The organism is Cohnella sp. (assembly GCF_041640265.1).
Taxonomy (GTDB): domain Bacteria; phylum Bacillota; class Bacilli; order Paenibacillales; family Paenibacillaceae; genus Cohnella.
Map to the genome: position 1 here is coordinate 51430 of NZ_JBEQAP010000029.1, position 18549 is coordinate 69978.

Here is an 18549-nt window from a genome sequence, read left to right on the forward strand (position 1 = left end):
CCTCTGCCTATAAACTTGTTAATGCTGTTTGCTTCAAAAATCGACTATTTCGTATTGGTTTCGAGCCTCCTATACGCCCCCTAATGATACATATAGTATCATTAGGGGCATGCCTTATCCTCTAACTTACCTAGCAATGGGTTTTACGATTTCCGGCCACTCTGAGTGCACCACTTCTATGTCGTCCTCTGTAATCTCAATTCCCCGTTGTACTTCAATAAACTCTAAATCGATTATCGCTCTAATTGTATGTCTTGATCCAGCGGGTATAACAAGTACATCTCCGACCTTGGCGTAGCTTCTCTTATCATTAATGAGGAACTCTCCTTCTCCGACTGTTATCGTCCACACTTCATCTCGCTTTAGATGATAATGATAGGTCGGATGACATCCCGCTTTCACAAGCACCTGCTTTACCACAACATCCTGACCGTTGCTTTGAGAGATCGCGAGGATTTTGTGCCAGCCCCATCTTCTTTCTTCGAACATGGGCCTTTTGTGAGTATGCTTCATCATCTCCTTAATTTTATCGCTATGAGCTTTGTCAGCGACAAGGATTCCGTCAGGACTGGAAGCGACGATCAGATTCGGGCATCCGAGCACCGTTACTGGAATATCCAGCTCATTAAAGACATGCGTGTTACAACAGTCCGCCGAAATATTCACTTCACCGTTAATGTGGTTGGGAACCTCTTCCGTCAAGGCTTCCCATGTCCCAAGATCCTTCCATAATCCCTCATACTTTAGGACACCTATGGAATTCATACTCTCGACTACCTCATAATCAAAGCTAATCTTCGGAAGTTTCCCATACTGCTCTATCATTTGATCGTAATAAATCGGATATCCTTTTTGCATTAGAATTTGAATCATGGTATCCAGCTTGAACGCAAACACGCCGCAGTTCCATAAGGCTCCCATATCCATCAGCGTGTTGGCTTCTTTGTAATCCGGCTTCTCCCGGAAGTGCAGGACCGGCATGATGGAACCATCTGACCTGCGAGATTGACTAGGTACAATATACCCATATTGCTCCGACGGAAAGGTCGGTTTAACCCCTATTAATGCAAGATCGTGAGAATGCTGCAAAACTTCATCAAGCCTTGTCAGCTTTTTCATAAAATCAGTTTCGACAAAGGGATCCACAGGCATTATTACAATCGTTTCATCCAAATCCACGTTATCTTTCGAGTACAGGTAAGCCACGGCCAACGCAATAGCGGGAAAAGTATCTCTTCGCTCCGGCTCAATCATAATCTTGACATCGCCTAATTGGCTTTGCAGCAGCTCGGCTTGAGCGCTGCTCGTCGAAACCATCGTATCTTTCGTTAAGCCTGCTTCACCTATCTGACGCCAAACTCGTTGTACCATGGACTCCGGTTGCCCTTCCGGACTTTTCAACAGTCTCAGAAATTGCTTCGATCTTGTATCATTAGATAAGGGCCATAGACGTTTCCCAGACCCTCCCGATAACAGAACAAGCTTCATATCTACCTCAACCTTTCCATAGCTTGGAGAACAAACATCCTAACTGCTTATACCCATAATGATGCCGCCATACATCTCGCGTTCTTTGATGATTTTGTGCCATTTGGCTAATTCCTCATACCACTTCAAAGTAATCGTTTGGTCATCCTTCGTTAACTTGCCGGTTATCAAGGCGTCATAGATTTCCTTTGCGCCGTCTGCCGCTGTATATTTGGCTCTCCAATGCAAGGTTGACTCGATTTTATCGAAATTAACCTTGTAAGAACGATGGTCGGCATCGCCGTACCATTCAATGTTCACTTCAATCGGGAGAGCTTTGACGATCTCTTCGGCTAGCTGACCCAACTGATAGTTATGAGAGCCTACGTTAAAGATCTGGCCATTAATTTTCTCCTGGTCAGCCTCTAAGAGAATGCACATAACATCCGTTGTGTCCTGTACGTGCACCATAGGCCTCCATTGGCTGCCATCACGCATCAAAGGAATCACACCCGTCTCCCAAGCCCCATAGGTCATACCATTAATCGCAAGATCAAACCGCATTCTCGGGGAGTATCCGAATACGGTAGCCTGCCTCATAATGACTGCCGTGAAATCCGCATCCGCAAGGGGAAGAATATCTAGCTCTGCTTTTTCATTCGCCTTCGCATATGTCGTTAATGGATTCGTTGTTGCCTGTTCATTCACGACCACTCCCGTTTCTTGGAAGCCGTAGATGCTGCAGGAGGAAGGTAGAATATATCTTTTTACACCTAGTCTCTTAGCAATGCTAGCTGTATTTACGCGTGAGAGATGGTTGATTTCATAAGTAGCCTCATGGAACACTTCTCCGCTAGGATCGTTAGAGATTGCGACCAAGTCAATGACCGCATCCACTCCTGCGAAATATTCCTCTTTAATCCGCCTTGTATCTTCCTTAATGACCGTTAAATTCTCGTGGCTTTGCAGCTTATCCATACCGAAGAAGAAACGGTCAATCGCTATCACCTGATACCCCTTGTCTAATAGCTTGGGAACCAATACGCTCCCGATATATCCGCCAGCTCCCGTAACCAACACTGTTTTCATTAGGCTTTAACCTCCTCGAATTGTTGCTGCAATTGTTTGAATAGCGGCTGGTTCTTATCTTTATCCGAAAGAATGGGATTGCTTATCGGCCAATCAATATTCAGATCGGGATCATTCCAGAGGATCCCCCGGTCATGCTCAGGGGAGTAGTACTCATCCACCTTATACAGAACATTAGTATTCGGGACAATTGTACAGAAACCGTGAGCGAACCCTTTCGGGACGACCAGCTGTCTTTTGTTCTCCTCGGAAAGAACGACGCCCACCCACTCCCCGAAGGTTGGAGAGCCTATGCGAATATCAACTGCCACGTCGTAAATCGCTCCCGTTAGGACACGAACGATTTTACTTTGGGCTTTTGGGCTGCTCTGATAATGCAATCCTCTGATAACGCCAGCTTGTGCAGATAATGAATGATTATCTTGAATGAGATCGAAATCTAATCCTAGTTCGGTAAATTTCTGCTTACTATAGCTTTCCATGAAAAACCCGCGTGAATCGCCATATACATCTGGCTCGATAATCCGTACACCGTCTAATTTAGTTTCAACTAGCTTCAATCTTTTGACCTCCTTGTTTGCTGCAGATGGTATCCACGACATGACGAGAGAACGGGAAGGAGCACGTGAAGGCCGGAGAAACGGCGTTCAGTATGTGCATAGAACGGTCATCCCCCTCAATGATGAAATCCTGGACAAGCTCCATCGTTTGCTTATTTAATAGCTGCGCGCGAACGCCAGGCTTAAGAAAATCTCCAAAGCCTTCCTTATCGATATTTTTGACCATTTTCAAGGAGAGGTTAATGAAATAGGATTTGATATATTTCCTCGCTTCTTCGAAGGCTAAAGACCTGAATCCAAAAGCGTTCGTAAAAAACAGCTTCGATTGATAGCCGGCGATGCTCATAAATTCTCCAAGCTTGAAGTTTTTGAACCCGGTATAATTCTCGCGCCAGAAGGCCGGAATTGCCGTTGGACCAATCTTGATCGCACCGTCCACCGTTTTTGTGAAATGTACGCCAAGAAAGGGGTTTTTCAAATTTGGGACCGGATAGATATTCGTCAGCACATCTGTTTTGTTCTTGGCATATTTCAGATAAATTCCCTTGAAGGGGATTATCGTGTACTTCAATCCGAACCCCATATCATGAGCGATTTTATCCGCATATAATCCAGCAGCGTTAACCAAATACCCGAATTTAATCGTCTCATTTCCCGCGTAAACCAAATCTCCTTTGACCTCTTGGTAAGGACAGTTAAAGAGAAAAGTCACACCGCTTGCCACAATCTCTTCTTTGAGCTTGTTGCATACTTCAACTGGATCTACAGTAGAGGTAGTAGGGGAAAATAAGGCCTTTTGATAGGTTTTTACATTGGGATCTATCGCCAGGAGCTCGTTTTCATCTACCCACCGAAGCTCGACTCCATTCCGATTGGCCCGCTTCTTCAGCTCGTATAAACCCCGCAGCTCCTCTTCGTTCGTTGCGACAACAACTTTCCCGCATTTGTTAATTTTGAGCTGATTCTCTTCGCAATATTGGGTCAATGCTTGATTTCCCTCTTTGGTAAACTTAGCTTTTAAGCTGTCTGCGGTATAGTAGAATCCCGCATGCAGCACACCGCTGTTTCTTCCGCTAGAATGACGGGCTACATCCGGCTCTTTATCGAGCACAACGATACTGCTCTCCGGAAACCTCGCCTTTAGCTCTCTAGCAGTGGTCAAGCCCATAATTCCCGCGCCGACAACGACATAATCGTATTGCTTCATGAAGATGCCCCCCCCTGATACTCTGTTAGATCGTTGAGTAAACCGATGCTCTCTCGATGATTTCCTTCCATGCCCGAACCGCTAAGCTATCCGGAAGCTTCACATCATCGAACGTAAGCGTCTGGCCTTCCTTAACCGGGCGAAGCAGAACAGCATCGGACAAGAGCCCGATCGGGACGTGATTTAAGTTCCTGGCGATTTCCACCGCTATTCCCCGAACCTGGAAGCTTCCGACTCCCCGTTCAACAAACTCCCCAGCGTTCAGATCACGCTTGGCAACTGCAGCAGCACTGAAAGCAGGTTCCGTATTGTTATTAAGAAGAACCCCGCCGCCGTTAATAATTCTTCTGATTGTCTTGAGGATTTCAAGATGACAAAGATGATAGTTAACTAATAGTGTGTAGTATGGACCTTCTCCCATTTTGTAATAACGGAGAGCATCCTTTTGACGTCCGTCGTGCTCCGCAGTAATGAATACTCCCGGCGGCACCTTCGGAGCAAGAATATAGTCACTGATAGGCATCCCAAGTTCTTTGGCTTGCTCTGCAAGATGTACGCCGCCGGAATGACTATCCTCAGATTCGTATCCGAGAAGTCCCTCTCGGGCAATACCCGCCCCTAGGCCATTCGCTACTAGCACCTGCTCAATTTGTACTTTCGTTCCATCCGTGAACGAAGTTGTCATCCCTGGGCTTGTTCCGTTTCGCTTAGACCAATATTCCATGTCCTCTTGAGCCGGATTTAGATTAAGGAAGCCTTTGATATTACCATATACCAAGGGCTTAAAGCCCATTTGCTCCGCATTTTCCTTCAACGCTGCTAGACAACCAGGCTGATCGCCCTCTGCTTCGGTAATAAGCCCTAACCGGGCAAAATATGAACCGGTCGTTACTTGCAGCTCCGCGTCCATTGTAACGACAGGAAGATTGGCTTTTATCGCTAGATCGATAACGTCTGTGCCATAGATAACATCCCCAGTGCTCACCACGATCAAGTCCGCTTTATCAATAAGATCATCTACAGAGTTCGTCAGCAGCTCGCTGCTTGGGTGGGAGGTCATGGTTGCAATATCTCTCCGGGTTAAAATTCCGGTTAAGATTAGGTCAGGCTGATTCTCTAATGCAAGAGTTAAGCCCTTCGCTATCAACCCTGTGCCAACGACACCGATTCTTATCTTTTCATTCATCTAAATCCCTCCATTAAGCATGTATCGGCTTTTTCGATTTTTCTTGGGTTGCGATTCTAGAGAGATATTTGCCATATTCATTTTTCATTAATGGCTCAGCTAGGTTTAGCAGCTGATCTCTCGAAATGTACCCGAAAAGAAATGATATTTCTTCCAGACAGGCGATCTTCAGGCTCTGTCTTTTCTCGATGGTTTCAATAAACTGTGAAGCTTCGAGAAGCGACTCATGAGTTCCTGAATCTAGCCAGGTATAGCCGCGGCCTAGGATTTCCACATGAAGCTCGCCTCGGGCCAGGTATTCCTTGTTAATATCCGTTATCTCCAGCTCTCCACGAGGGGAAGGCTTGATTCTCTTAGCAATCTCCACGACTTTGTTGTCATAGAAATAAAGCCCGGTTATCGCATAATTCGTTCTGGGCACCGAAGGCTTCTCTTCGATCGATACAACCTTACCGTAATCATCAAAGTCAACGACGCCAAACCGATGCGGATCATTAACGTAATAACCGAACACCGTTGCCCCCGCCTCTCTGCTGCTGGATTGCTTCAGCAGCTGCGTTAGCCCTTGCCCGTAGAACAGGTTATCGCCCAAGATTAGGGCTACCTGATCATTACCAATAAAGGATTCGGCAATAATAAAGGCTTGTGCAATTCCGTCTGGCGAAGCCTGCACCGCATAAGACAAAGAAATCCCAAGATCCAAGCCGTCTCCTAGCAGTTGCCTGAATCGCGGAAGATCCTCCGGGGTCGAAATCACAAGAATTTCTCGAATACCCGAGAGCATCAGGACGGAGAGAGGATAATAAATCATGGGCTTGTCATAAATCGGCAGCAATTGCTTTGATACAACACGGGTCAGGGGATACAATCTCGTTCCGCTTCCTCCGGCTAGAATAATTCCTTTCAAGCGCTTCACTCCCCTGCTCAAATAAACGAACCGCAATGTTTTTAGAAAGCGTTTCTTGAACCTAGCAATACCTTAACGGTCCTGAGCATGATCATTACATCGAAGATCAGACTGCGCTCAGACATATATTTCAAATCGAGCTCTAACATTTTCTCGAATCCCACGCTATTTCGACCGCTTACTTGCCATAGCCCTGTGCAGCCAGGCGTTACGAGCAGCCTTTGCATGGCATAGATCGTATACCCCTTAACTTCCCTAGGAAGAGGAGGTCTAGGTCCAACGAGACTCATATCTCCTTTTAAGACGTTCCATAGCTGCGGCAGCTCATCAATGCTCGTTTTTCTGATGATTTTACCTACCCTCGTAATTCTAGGATCGTCTTTCATCTTGAACATGGCCCCGCTAACATCGTTTTTGTCTAATAGGGATTGCAGCAAATCCTCTGCGTTCGTTACCATTGACCTTAATTTGTACATTTTGAAGGACTTACCGTTCTTACCGATCCTTACTTGCGAGAAGAATACCGGACCCGCAGAATCTTCTGCCTTGATGAGAATCGCAATAATCAGAATAAGCGGGCTAAGCAGTATAAGTGCAATCAGAGAGCAAATGATATCGAGGCCCCTCTTAGAGACTAAGTAAGCGAGGCTTTCCTCTCTGTGGCGAATTTTCTGCAACCCAACACCGTAACGCTGTACATCCATTGGAATATCCACTTCTTGAACACTCATAAGCCCACTCCTATCTATCCTGCTTGTGATGCCGCATCTCTCTTTTTTCTATGCTGTGTAAACTCTCTATACACTCACCTCTTCATTGAAACTATATGTATCATATATACCTTAATTTATGATACGTAATGTAGCATTGTCAAGCAAAATGTTTGTGTCCAATTCGTTTTGTTTATTTTCTGCAAAAAAAAAATAAACAGCCGCGCGAGCAGTAGAGACCCGCATGACTGTTTATAAAATTTTGTTAAAGACGATTATTTAGTTTAGTTAAGCGGCAACATCGCGCTTGCAGAAAACTAACCAGGACACTAAATTAAACAGGATAAAATAACCGGCAAGCACCGTCAACGAGAAGGCTAACGTCATCGGATGATCCGGTATCGGTCCAGTACCGCCATTTAAGTAGCTGGTTAGGTCCGTATGCAAGAAGGGCAAATATTTCACCCAAGGCTTATCGGTAAACGCAACGATCATACCCGTAATGAGATTTCCAGAGAGCAGCAGGAAAATAGACAGCCCAATTGCTAATCCTCCGCTTCGGAATGCCGCTGACATCATAAAGCCGAATGTGACAACGAAGATTAGACCAATGTAATGACACAGAAACAAGAGCAGCATATACGCCCATGGTGAATCCGTTACAGCAAGTGAGTTCACTGAATAGTCGATGAGATCATCTGGAGTTGACGAATATCCAAACAATAACGTGTTCACAAGCCAAGTCACCACAAAAGCAACTATCGTAAACAATAGAGCAAATAACAATAGAGACAAAAACTTAGATAGCAGTATGGAGGAACGACTCCAAGGGCGAATGAGCAACAGCTTAATCGTACCCCAAGTGAATTCCCCTGCTACCGAGTCCGCAGCCTTAACTACCGTGAAGATCGTGATGAGCACGGATATGATAGCAGCTTCCATGTACATGACGTTCCAATTAGATGGTTTGCGGTCTCCAACTGCAAAATAGAACAGTATTGAAATCAAAATGGGGATAAAGACTATTAATCCTAGCATAATCCACGTGCGGACCCGTCGGTAGATCTTCATATTCTCATTCTGGATTAGTTTCATAAAATCAGCCAACAGACTCACCCCCCGTAACTTCGAGGAACTGATCTTCCAGCGATTTGGTTCTGATTCGAATACTATAGACGTTCATGCCGGCCTCAACCAAACGGCGGTTGACTGCAGCAACTGTCGTGCGTTCTCCCTTTATGGTAAGTATACCTTCGATTACACGTCCATCTCCCATTCCTTCAAGAACATGAATAGCTGCATCGGGCTGATCGACCTCAATCAGAACCTCTTCATCCTGCTTGACCTTGATGTTCTCCGTAGAGCGTATTGATCTAACATCTATGATCTTCCCATTCTGAAGAATGGATACCCGATCACACATTAGCTCCATTTCGGAGAGCAGATGGCTCGAGACGAACACAGACGTTCCTTCATCCTGTGCCAAACGCCGCAAATAATCCCGCAGCTCGCGAATGCCTGCCGGATCTAATCCGTTTGTCGGCTCGTCCAACACAAGAAGCTTCGGTCGATGCATAACAGCCTGTGCAACACCAAGCCGCTGACGCATACCTAGAGAATATTTTTTCACCTTATCGTGTATTCGTCCCTGGAGACCGACTAGCTCGACAACCTCGTCAATACGTTCCTTCTTTATAGAAGGATTCATTCGTGCATAATGCAATAAATTCTGATATCCCGTTAGAAATTTGTACATCTCCGGATTCTCTACTATAGCCCCTACATGTACGATCGCTTTCGAAAATTCGTTGCGAATGCTATGTCCGGCAATTTGGATATCCCCGGATGTCATACCCATTAGACCGACCATCATCCGAATCGTTGTCGTCTTTCCGGATCCGTTAGGTCCAAGAAATCCGTAAACTTCCCCCGGATAAACCTCAAGAGACACACGGTCAATGATAGTCTTCTTACCAATAACTTTCGTCAATCCCTGCAGACGAACGATGGGCAACTGCGACATGCGCTTCCCTCCGTATTCTAAATTACATACCTCATTGATTATAACCCTAGAAGGGAAGAACATCTCCTTATTTATCCAAACTTTAGAATCAAAGAGGAATCAATACCGTTTGGCAGCATAAACACAACCCCAGCGGGTGTCGAACAAGGTAAAAGCCAGTACGGAACAAGCTTCTCGCTTCATCTACCCTCTTGAGTTGATTACATTCAAGGCAGTAGAAGTTTATTGAATGCTCCATCGTAGTCACCCTTTCACTTATATACATAATGTATCATTTATTTAGTATATGATACTAAATGGATCAAGTCAACCGAATATGTCGTTAAATGTAACTTCACGGCGATTGTAGAAGCGCCAACAGCTCTTTCTGTACCCGTACTCGATCGGCTGTATCCGGTAACCAATAATAAATTCCTTCTATTGTTGCGCCTCTTCCTTGCAGATACAAGGTATCGACTTGCTTAATTGAACTCTTGTAATCTTTGGCAAGGTTCATCATATGTTCGAGAGTGAGGTTCGTTCTTACACTATCAGACAATTGAGAGAGCAACTTCGGGAACCTGCCCAACGTTCTAAAGCTAATAACTCGGTCTGCTGCGGATAACAGCACTTGCCGTTGACGCGCAGTTCTTCCAATATCCCCTGCCGGATCCTCCATGCGCATTCGGATGTAAGCAAGTGCTTTCCCCCCGTCCATATGGAGCGACCCCTTTGGAAAATGAATTCCTTCCATTGTGAAGTCTCTTTGATTTGAAACATCTACACCTCCGAGGGTATCCACGATATCCATTAAGCCTTCCATATTCGTCTTCATAAAATAAGCAATGGGCACTCCCAATAATCTCTCTACAGACTCAATCGCTAGGGAGGTACCGCCATAAGCATAGGCGTGATTAATTTTATCAAAGCTTTCCGAAACGGGGAGTTGAGTTCTCGTATCCCTCGGAATGGATAACGCCATAACTCGTTCTTTTGCTGGATTAACGGCCAACAAAATAAGGGTATCACTTCTGCCCTTGTCTCCAGCTCGTTCATCCACGCCGAGCAAGAGCATGCTGAACGAATTTCCCTTGCTCAAATCGGGGTGACGCAACTGGGCGAGCTGCTCTTCGTCTAAGGATATAAACTCATGAGATTTTTCACCTATTTCAGGCTTATGCACGGTTTCATTTATCACGCTATTTGCTGCTTTATCTTCAGCTTCAGTTAGTATCGGCTCAACAGCCTTAGAAGTAGCCTTTACTTCTTCAACAAGTATACTAGGCTGTTGCCATTCTAATGAAGGAAGGGGCTCATACATGGCTTTCATGGATTTTTTCATAGAATAAGAAACAGTGATCCCGATCGTTACGGCAACAATCAGTATGGCCACTACGCTATATGCCGTTACCTTTATCCACTTTCGCTGTTTCATATTAAACCGCTCCTTTTTATTACGTTGACACGTCTAAGCGACGGAATTCACCATCGTTCCGTTGACTTATAGAGCGATACAACGTCATAATGTGCGGGCTGTTTACTAGCAGCGCTTGCATGTAGGCATTCAATCGATATTCAAAGGTTTGTTGGGCAAAGCTGGACATTTTCCATCTCATTTCATAGGTCCACCAGCCTGCATCCTGATCTGAGCTCACAATAATTCCGTTAAGAAGTGCCGTATACGAACCGATTTGTTGCTTCATAAGCCACTCCGCATCTTCACGGACCGGAATGTTCATATAGGTCTGAAATCGACAGCCTCTTAGCCCAATCTTCATCATTAACACTTTAGCCGGACGGCTTGTTATCTCTCTGTCCTTGAGCCGACATAATGATAGCTCCGATGTTATCGAGCCCATCCATCTGAATCTGATATCACTAGAAGAAAGAGAACTATCTTGGGCTGTATCCATAAAGTCACATCCTCCGAGAACGATACAAATTGTATCATATTGTCGCTCTCTACTTTACGATACATAATGTATCATGTCAAGAATATTAATAACACGTATAACTAATAGAAAATTGTCTATATTATTGATAGTGAGAATTGCGACATTTTGTCGCAATAGATGCAAATGTAGCAATTCCATATTATGATGAGTAATATGATGAGTAATAAAAGCAAGGAGGGAATTTTATGAATATCGGCAACCGTATCGCGTTATTGCGTGATAAACGCGGTTGGACACAAGAAACCTTGGCCTCTTCCCTCGGAATCTCACGCGCCGCTTTATCACACTACGAGAAAAACAGAAGAGAACCTGATACAGAGACGTTGACAAAAGTCGCAGATTTATTTTCTGTCACGATCGATTATTTAGTTGGGCGTACTAATGAACCGAATACGGTACTTGATTCAGATGTTAAGCAATTTGCCGATGAACTCGAGCTATCCGATGCGGAGCTGCTTGAACGGTTCGCATTAACCGTCGATGGCCGCAAGCTGACATCTGATGAAGCCAGAAGATTCATCGCCTTCATACGTGCTGAACGATCCATGAACTAATGGCTGCAACAACCAAAGCCTCTGCAAGGTACAAGCCGATGAACGGCAAAACCTCCGAGGCTTTTTTTGGGAATAAGCAAGGTTGACGTCTTTAAAACAAATAAAACCTCTGAGGAGGACGCTTATAGCATCCCATAACCTCGAGGTACTTAGATGTGATTGAAGCTATATATTTAAGATCTGATCTGTTCAGCTTTTATTCTGTACTCCACCGGCCACTTCTCCACCTCAATGCCCATCTGTTTCATAATCTTGCGGATGTCAATTTCCAATGGCTGACTAGTCACTTTAGCCCCAATCGGTTTATTTCTTTCCATCTCCGCTCCCAAACCCTCTCTATCATTCTGATTATGAAACACTAAAGCTAGTATAGGTCATTCGTATTGCGGAGGGTGTCGAGTCATGGAGTGAGTTGATTCTATTTTTTTAGAACTTTTGTCGAATATTACCAATTACGATCGAACCTGCAGCGAATAAATATAACGCTTTTTATGTAAGCATAATCATTAATCACAGAGAAAAAGAACACCGACAGATTTGCTTTTGAGCAAACCCTTCGGTGTTCTTTTTTTACTTCATCTATTTCTTTTAGTTACCGCCAACGCGGGACAAATCTCGCATGTTCGCTTCGAATGCCGCCAGAAGCGCTTGCTCTCCGCTTAGACCTTGGGCTTGAACCTTAGCAATCTGCTCCATCATTCGTTTGTAGTCTTTCGGAATGATTTTGACGAACTTGGTTACGATGCTTTCCCAATCCTTAAGAACTCTGCGCCCAAGCTCACTGTCTGTATACATAACATGCTTCTCAATCATCGCACGTACTTCAGCGACCTCGGTCTCTTCCTCGAAGCGCTCAAGAGCAACCATCTCGAAGTTGCACCGATTGACGAACTTGCCATCCCAGTCGATGACATAGGAGATCCCGCCCGACATTCCCGCAGCGAAGTTGCGCCCCGTCTTGCCAAGAACGACAACGCGTCCGCCCGTCATATACTCGCAGCCATGGTCGCCAACGCCTTCAACAACAACATTTACGCCGCTGTTACGGACTGCAAATCTTTCGCCGGCCGCGCCGCGAATGTATGCTTCACCGCTTGTCGCGCCATAAAATGCAGTGTTTCCGATAATGACGTTATCCTCCGCCTTGAAAGTTGCCTTCGCTGAAGGATAGATGGCAATTTTACCGCCTGACAATCCTTTTCCTACATAATCATTGGAATCCCCTTCAAGCGTTAAGGTCATCCCTTTCGGAATGAATGCCCCGAAGCTTTGGCCGCCGGTGCCCTCGAAGTGGAACTGAATCGTATCCTCCGGTAAACCGTCTTTACCGTAACGCTTCGTTACCTCAGATCCTACAATTGTTCCAACAACGCGATTGGTATTCATTATCGGGAAAGTTCCCTTAACCTGCTGCTTGTTATCAAGAGCGGGCGCTGCTGCCTGAAGCAGAGACTGCATATCCAGCGACTCTTCCAAGCCATGATGCTGACCTTTGGCATTATAACGGAAGGAGCCCTCCGGCAGTTCCGGCATATGAAGCAGCGGCGAAAGATCGATACCCCGAGTTTTGTAATGTCTGATCGCGATATTCGTATCCAATCGGTCCACCCGTCCAACCATCTCTTCGACGGTCCGGAATCCAAGCTGAGCCATAATTTCGCGGAATTCCTGTGCGATGAACTTCATGAAGTTCACAGCCTGATCAGGATCACCCATAAACTTCTTACGAAGCTCTGGATTTTGCGTTGCGACACCGACCGGACAGGTGTCCAAATGGCACACCCGCATCATGATACAGCCAAGTACGACCAACGGAGCAGTAGAGAACCCATATTCTTCGGCACCGAGCAGCGCGGCAATCGCGATATCGCGGCCCGTCATCATCTTGCCGTCCGTCTCCACAACAACACGATCACGAAGATTGTTTAGGATCAGCGTCTGATGCGTCTCTGCAAGCCCCAATTCCCAAGGTAAGCCGGCATGCTTGATCGAACCGATCGGAGAAGCGCCTGTACCTCCATCGTAACCGCTCACGAGGATGACATCCGCACGCGCTTTGGCTACGCCGGCGGCTATCGTACCAACACCAACTTCGGATACTAGCTTAACGTTAATGCGTGCACGCGGATTGGCGTTCTTCAGATCGTGAATGAGCTCAGCCAAATCCTCGATAGAGTAAATATCATGATGCGGCGGAGGCGAGATCAAACCGACACCTGGTGTAGTTCCGCGTACCTGTGCAACCCATGGATACACCTTGCGTCCCATCAACTGTCCGCCCTCACCGGGCTTAGCACCTTGGGCCATCTTGATCTGAATTTCTTCCGCATTGGAGAGATAATAGCTCGTAACTCCGAATCGACCGGACGCAACTTGCTTGATCGCACTGCGTCGAGAATCGCCATTCGCATCCGGAATATACCGCGCAGCATCTTCTCCGCCCTCGCCAGAATTGGACTTACCGCCAATTCTGTTCATCGCGATGGCCAGTGACTCATGCGCTTCTTTACTGATTGAACCGAATGACATCGCCCCAGTCTTGAATCTCTTGAAGATGGATTCGATCGGCTCGACCTCTTCAATCGGCACTGGAGGCTGGTCAAACTTGAATTGAAGCAAGGAGCGGAGCGCACGAACTTCATCATATTCTCCCTGAACAAGAGAGGAATATTTCTTATACGTCTCATAGTTCCCCGTACGGGTAGCCATCTGGAGGGTATGGATCGTCTGCGGGTTAAACAGATGGTCTTCTCCATCCTTGCGCCATTGATAATCACCGCCAGAGTCCAGCTCCCGCGCCGCTCCTTCTTGCTTGGAGAAAGCACGTTGATGTGCAACAAGCGTCTCTTGCGTCAGAACGTCAAGACCGACGCCTTCAATTCGGGAAGGGGTCCATGTAAAGTATTGATCGATAAGTTCGGTGTTCAGGCCAATCGCTTCGAATATTTGCGCGCCGCGATAAGACTGGATCGTAGAGATACCCATCTTGGACAAGACCTTAACAACGCCCTTGGTCGCTGCTTTAATATAATTTTTGACCGCTTTTTCATGTGAGATGTTACGGAGCATTCCTTGACGAATCAAGTCATCCAACGTTTCGAAAGCTAGGTAAGGATTAACTGCGCTCACGCCGTAACCGAGCAGCAGCGCGAAGTGATGCACTTCCCGCGGTTCTGCGGATTCAAGCAGAATGCTGACCTTCGTCCGTGTTCCTTGACGAATCAAGTGATGATGAAGCGATGATACGGCAAGCAGTGAAGGAATCGCTGCATTCTCAGCATCAATGCCGCGATCTGACAAGATCAGAATATTGTGACCCTTGGAGATAACGCGGTCAGAAGCTTCGCATAATAGCTTAATGGCTTCGCGTAGTCCAGATTCGCCTTTTTCTACTGGGAAGAAAATCGGCAGCGTTATCGATTTAAATCCCGGACGGTGAACATGACGCAGCTTAGCGAACTCCTCATTAGACAGAATCGGCGTATACAGTCGGATATGTCGGCTGCTCTCCGGCTCCGGAAGGAGAAGGTTCCGCTCTGGGCCAACTGTTGTATAGGTTGAGGTTACGATCTCCTCCCGAATAGCATCAATCGGCGGATTCGTTACCTGTGCGAACAGCTGCTTAAAATAGCTGAACAAACGTTGAGGCTTCTCCGACAAGACGGCTAACGGTGAATCATACCCCATAGAAGCAAGAGGTTCTCCACCCGTCAACGCCATTGGCTCAATGATTTTACGAATATCCTCGAACGAATATCCGAAAGCTTGCTGATGCAGCTGAACATTATCATGATCCGGCTCTGGCAGCTCCGTTGCTTCAGGAAGGTCTTCCAGATCGACTAGGTGATCGTTAAGCCATTCGCGATATGGATGCTCGGTAACGATTGAACGCTTTACCTCTTCATCGGAGATGATGCGCCCTTGTTTCGTATCGACGAGCAGAATTCTGCCCGGGCGTAACCGATCCTTCAAAACAATATCCTCTTCTGGGATATTAACAACTCCAGCTTCGGAGGCAAGGACAATAAGATCATCCTTCGTCACGTAATAACGCGCAGGGCGCAAGCCATTACGATCAAGAAGAGCGCCGATCTGCACGCCATCCGTGAATCCTACGGCAGCCGGTCCATCCCATGGCTCCATTAAGCAGGCATGATATTCATAGAACGCCCGTTTTTCCTCATCCATATACTCATCGTTCTGCCACGGCTCCGGAACCATCATCATCGCAGCGTGCGCCATAGAACGTCCTGATAAATACATGAATTCAAAAGTGTTATCGAACATCGCCGTATCGGAACCATCCGGAGCGATAACAGGTTTAACCTTCTCTAGATCTTCTCCGAACAGCTCAGAAGCGAATAACGTCTGACGGGCATGCATCCAGTTCACATTACCGCGCAACGTGTTAATCTCGCCATTGTGAATCAGATAATGGAAAGGATGAGCTCTTTCCCAGCTTGGGAACGTATTCGTGCTGAAGCGAGAGTGAACAAGAGCCATCGCAGTATCCAGCTCGGGATTGCGAAGCTCTGTATAGAAATGTCCTACTTGTTCTGTGGTAAGCATACCTTTATACACGATTTTCTTACTCGAAAGGCTTGGGAAATAAAACATGTCTGCGCCATCGATATCGGAGTAACGAATCGCTTGCTCCGCGCGTTTGCGAATGACATACAACTTCCGCTCGAATGCCAAATCGCCAGTCAACGCAGCCGAGCGTCCAATAAATGCCTGACGGACAAAAGGCTTAACCTTCTTCGCTGTCTCGCCCAGCTTCTCATCGTTCGTCGGAACTGTCCGCCAACCTAGAAGGGTTTGACCCTCCTCCGCAATGATAGCTTCGAATATTTCCTCGTGTCGGCGCCGAGTGGCTTCCTCTAAGGGAAGGAAAACCATGCCTACTGCATATTCTCCTTCATTCGGCAATGTAAAACCAAGTTTAGCCGTCTCTTTAACGAAGAAACGATGCGGAATTTGCATTAAAATTCCCGCTCCGTCGCCTGTATTAGGTTCGCTTCCTTGTCCGCCGCGATGCTCCATGTTAAAGAGCAAAGTTAGTGCTTGCTCAACGATCTCGTGCGATTTTTGACCCTTAATATGAGCGACAAACCCCATTCCGCAAGCATCTTTCTCGAACTGAGGGTCATACATCCCCTGCTTCGGTGGCAGTCCGTTACGCATTTCTCTCATATCATATCAACCTTCCTATATACAGTGTTTTGAGGGAATCAAACTATAACGGCTTCAAATTCCGTCCCAAATGACCTAGAATAAAAGATAATGGCGGTGGCAGCTAAGGAAAATAACGGGGAAATGGATGATGATATTCGCGGTTTAAGACGGCGATTATTCATAATTATTCATTTTTCTTGTTATATTATTTTACATCACCGATAGAGTTATATCAATTTAATCTTTTTATGATGCCGATAAGCTTTGTTTTCAGCTTAAGGTCCATAGAAAAACCTAAGGAGGACGAGAAGAATATGAAACTGAATTTGCGCAAGCCATTTGCGGTAATCATGGGTGCTGTCATGGCTTTAACGACAGTTTCCGCAGCATCAGCGGCCAATATTGAAGCTGCAATGAATGACAGCTATGAGATTGTCGCACTTGGAGATTCCATCACCGTTGGGTATGAGCAGAGAATGACTGAGGAATCGGTCCCATACGGATATGTTGACCGCCTATACGAACAAGCTCTTTTCCACGGACGCGCAACCCTATCCAATTATGCCATTATGGGATTAACCACTCCAGGGCTGGGTAATTTACTTCAAGGCGCTTCCGAGAGCGCGAAAATGACCTCTGCCGATATTCAGGATTTCTCTTCCTTCCAAGAGGGCGTTTCTAAACAAGCAGATGCTGTCGCCTCGAAGGCGCCTGAAATCGCATTAAGCCTGCGAACGGCGGACCTTGTCGTGATGACCATAGGCGCTAATGATTTCGGCGAACTTATTAAAGCTATGACCGCACTGTCCACAGAGGACGCGCAGCAGATGCTTGACAATAACTTTGATACGATAATGAATAAATATACAACAGATTTGGATAAAGTGATTCGTCAGCTCCACGTGATGGCCCCGAACGCCCAAATCCTATTGTCCGATCAATACCTGCCATTATGGAGCACTCATAAGTTATATGGGGATTTATTGAAAGCTGTCGATAAGCTTGCCGATCGTCTTGATGTCGTAACAGATCAGCTTTCCAAAGAAGGCTTGCCCATGAAAGTCGTACATATCTCTCCAAGCTTTAAGGGCAAGGAAACAACGTACACTTACGTTAATACCTTTGACTATGACAATCATCCTAAACAGGCAGGCTACGAGGTAATCGCCGAGGCTTACGCGAATGTAATATGGAACCAATATCTTAAGCCCGCCCCGAGAGCGGCAGATGTTCCAATTTCCGTTATTATCAGCGGCAAGGATTTGCTAAGCAAGCCCATTCTTAAAAACAATACGACTTTCCTTGCCATTAGAGATTTCTCTAAAGCTGTAAATGCAGACCTTGAATGGATCGATAAAACGAAAACCGCAATATTCCGTAAAAATGGCCGCGAAGTATCCATTACGATTGGCTCAAAGACTATGATTGTCAATGGCGTGAAACAGCCTTTAGAAACACCAGCATATATTCAAAAAATAGGAACAACCAAAAGTACCTATGTACCGCTTGCCGTCATTATCAAAGGCTTGAACTACGATGTTATTTATCGCGGAAGAATCAAAACTGCATTCATTAATTCCTAATATTTTCTCGGATAGTATTCCCTATTTACGCAAAAATACAAAGGGCTCCCCTCGAGGCAATGTCATTTAGTTAAGGTGCAGGTCCAAATATCAAGAAAAAGAGCAGGTTATCGAAAAAGATAGCCCGCTCTTTTTTTGTACGAAAAAGAGAAAT

At 45.9% G+C, this 18549-nt stretch carries 15 protein-coding genes; 2 read left to right on the forward strand and 13 right to left on the reverse strand.

What is annotated here, in order from left to right; translation table 11 throughout:
• Window positions 1-126: 126 nt before the first annotated feature.
• From ACESLK_RS19065 to ACESLK_RS19115, 11 genes are all read right to left on the reverse strand, one after another.
• Window positions 127-1488: a sugar phosphate nucleotidyltransferase gene (locus ACESLK_RS19065; protein WP_373231292.1), complete on the reverse strand. Its 1362-nt coding sequence runs from the start codon at window positions 1486-1488 to the stop codon at window positions 127-129.
• 39 nt (window positions 1489-1527) lie between these two features.
• Window positions 1528-2556 (reverse strand): NAD-dependent epimerase/dehydratase family protein, encoded by a 1029-nt coding sequence (locus ACESLK_RS19070; protein ID WP_373231293.1) that lies wholly within the window; start codon window positions 2554-2556, stop codon window positions 1528-1530.
• Window positions 2556-3116 carry a dTDP-4-dehydrorhamnose 3,5-epimerase gene (gene rfbC, locus ACESLK_RS19075; RefSeq protein ID WP_373231294.1) on the reverse strand — a complete coding sequence of 187 codons (561 nt, stop codon included), beginning with the start codon at window positions 3114-3116 and terminating at the stop codon, window positions 2556-2558. Before rfbC ends, ACESLK_RS19070 begins: the two co-directional genes overlap by 1 nt.
• Window positions 3103-4323, reverse strand: coding sequence for an L-2-hydroxyglutarate oxidase (gene lhgO, locus ACESLK_RS19080; protein ID WP_373231295.1), 1221 nt, complete (start codon window positions 4321-4323; stop codon window positions 3103-3105). The genes rfbC and lhgO overlap by 14 nt, the downstream gene beginning before the upstream one ends.
• A gap of 25 nt (window positions 4324-4348) precedes the next feature.
• Window positions 4349-5509, reverse strand: a complete 1161-nt coding sequence (locus ACESLK_RS19085) for an NAD(P)-dependent oxidoreductase (protein WP_373231296.1) — start codon at window positions 5507-5509, stop codon at window positions 4349-4351.
• Between the two features lie 13 nt (window positions 5510-5522).
• Window positions 5523-6416, reverse strand: a complete 894-nt coding sequence (rfbA, locus tag ACESLK_RS19090; RefSeq protein WP_373231297.1) for a glucose-1-phosphate thymidylyltransferase RfbA — start codon at window positions 6414-6416, stop codon at window positions 5523-5525.
• A gap of 41 nt (window positions 6417-6457) precedes the next feature.
• Window positions 6458-7120, reverse strand: coding sequence for a sugar transferase (locus ACESLK_RS19095; RefSeq protein ID WP_373231307.1), 663 nt, complete (start codon window positions 7118-7120; stop codon window positions 6458-6460).
• Window positions 7121-7414: 294 nt separating this feature from the next.
• The gene (locus tag ACESLK_RS19100; protein ID WP_373231298.1) at window positions 7415-8233 is read right to left on the reverse strand and encodes an ABC transporter permease; all 819 of its coding nucleotides are present in this window, start codon (window positions 8231-8233) and stop codon (window positions 7415-7417) included.
• Window positions 8226-9149 carry an ABC transporter ATP-binding protein gene (locus tag ACESLK_RS19105; RefSeq protein WP_373231299.1) on the reverse strand — a complete coding sequence of 308 codons (924 nt, stop codon included), beginning with the start codon at window positions 9147-9149 and terminating at the stop codon, window positions 8226-8228. The genes ACESLK_RS19100 and ACESLK_RS19105 overlap by 8 nt, the downstream gene beginning before the upstream one ends.
• A 334-nt stretch (window positions 9150-9483) precedes the next feature.
• Window positions 9484-10563: an LCP family glycopolymer transferase gene (locus ACESLK_RS19110; RefSeq protein WP_373231300.1), complete on the reverse strand. Its 1080-nt coding sequence runs from the start codon at window positions 10561-10563 to the stop codon at window positions 9484-9486.
• Between the two features lie 19 nt (window positions 10564-10582).
• Window positions 10583-11041, reverse strand: a complete 459-nt coding sequence (locus ACESLK_RS19115; RefSeq protein WP_373231301.1) for a hypothetical protein — start codon at window positions 11039-11041, stop codon at window positions 10583-10585.
• 227 nt (window positions 11042-11268) lie between these two features.
• Here ACESLK_RS19115 and ACESLK_RS19120 point away from each other — a divergent pair, with 227 nt between their 5' ends.
• Window positions 11269-11637 carry a helix-turn-helix domain-containing protein gene (locus ACESLK_RS19120; RefSeq protein WP_373231302.1) on the forward strand — a complete coding sequence of 123 codons (369 nt, stop codon included), beginning with the start codon at window positions 11269-11271 and terminating at the stop codon, window positions 11635-11637.
• A 173-nt stretch (window positions 11638-11810) separates the two neighbouring features.
• Here the strand turns inward: ACESLK_RS19120 and ACESLK_RS19125 are convergent, their stop codons facing one another.
• Together ACESLK_RS19125 and gltB are read right to left on the reverse strand one after the other, a co-directional pair.
• Window positions 11811-11954 carry a hypothetical protein gene (locus ACESLK_RS19125; protein ID WP_373231303.1) on the reverse strand — a complete coding sequence of 48 codons (144 nt, stop codon included), beginning with the start codon at window positions 11952-11954 and terminating at the stop codon, window positions 11811-11813.
• A gap of 271 nt (window positions 11955-12225) precedes the next feature.
• A complete protein-coding gene (gene gltB / locus ACESLK_RS19130) occupies window positions 12226-16830 on the reverse strand; it encodes a glutamate synthase large subunit (RefSeq protein ID WP_373231304.1) in 4605 nt (1534 codons plus the stop codon).
• Between the two features lie 296 nt (window positions 16831-17126).
• Between gltB and ACESLK_RS19135 the strand changes: the two genes are divergently transcribed.
• The gene (locus ACESLK_RS19135; RefSeq protein WP_373231305.1) at window positions 17127-18395 is read left to right on the forward strand and encodes a stalk domain-containing protein; all 1269 of its coding nucleotides are present in this window, start codon (window positions 17127-17129) and stop codon (window positions 18393-18395) included.
• Window positions 18396-18549 lie beyond the last annotated feature (154 nt).

Excerpts from the sequence above, each read along its gene's own strand:
- ACESLK_RS19110 (WP_373231300.1), bottom strand. The coding sequence starts at position 10,563 with ATGAAACAGCGAAAGTGGATAAAGGTAACGGCATATAGCGTAGTGGCC.
- ACESLK_RS19115 (WP_373231301.1), bottom strand. The coding sequence starts at position 11,041 with ATGGATACAGCCCAAGATAGTTCTCTTTCTTCTAGTGATATCAGATTC.
- lhgO (WP_373231295.1), bottom strand. The coding sequence starts at position 4,323 with ATGAAGCAATACGATTATGTCGTTGTCGGCGCGGGAATTATGGGCTTG.
- ACESLK_RS19105 (WP_373231299.1), bottom strand. The coding sequence starts at position 9,149 with ATGTCGCAGTTGCCCATCGTTCGTCTGCAGGGATTGACGAAAGTTATT.
- ACESLK_RS19070 (WP_373231293.1), bottom strand. The coding sequence starts at position 2,556 with ATGAAAACAGTGTTGGTTACGGGAGCTGGCGGATATATCGGGAGCGTA.
- ACESLK_RS19125 (WP_373231303.1), bottom strand. The coding sequence starts at position 11,954 with ATGGAAAGAAATAAACCGATTGGGGCTAAAGTGACTAGTCAGCCATTG.
- ACESLK_RS19120 (WP_373231302.1), top strand. The coding sequence starts at position 11,269 with ATGAATATCGGCAACCGTATCGCGTTATTGCGTGATAAACGCGGTTGG.
- ACESLK_RS19095 (WP_373231307.1), bottom strand. The coding sequence starts at position 7,120 with ATGGATGTACAGCGTTACGGTGTTGGGTTGCAGAAAATTCGCCACAGA.
- ACESLK_RS19085 (WP_373231296.1), bottom strand. The coding sequence starts at position 5,509 with ATGAATGAAAAGATAAGAATCGGTGTCGTTGGCACAGGGTTGATAGCG.
- ACESLK_RS19135 (WP_373231305.1), top strand. The coding sequence starts at position 17,127 with ATGAAACTGAATTTGCGCAAGCCATTTGCGGTAATCATGGGTGCTGTC.
- gltB (WP_373231304.1), bottom strand. The coding sequence starts at position 16,830 with ATGAGAGAAATGCGTAACGGACTGCCACCGAAGCAGGGGATGTATGAC.
- ACESLK_RS19065 (WP_373231292.1), bottom strand. The coding sequence starts at position 1,488 with ATGAAGCTTGTTCTGTTATCGGGAGGGTCTGGGAAACGTCTATGGCCC.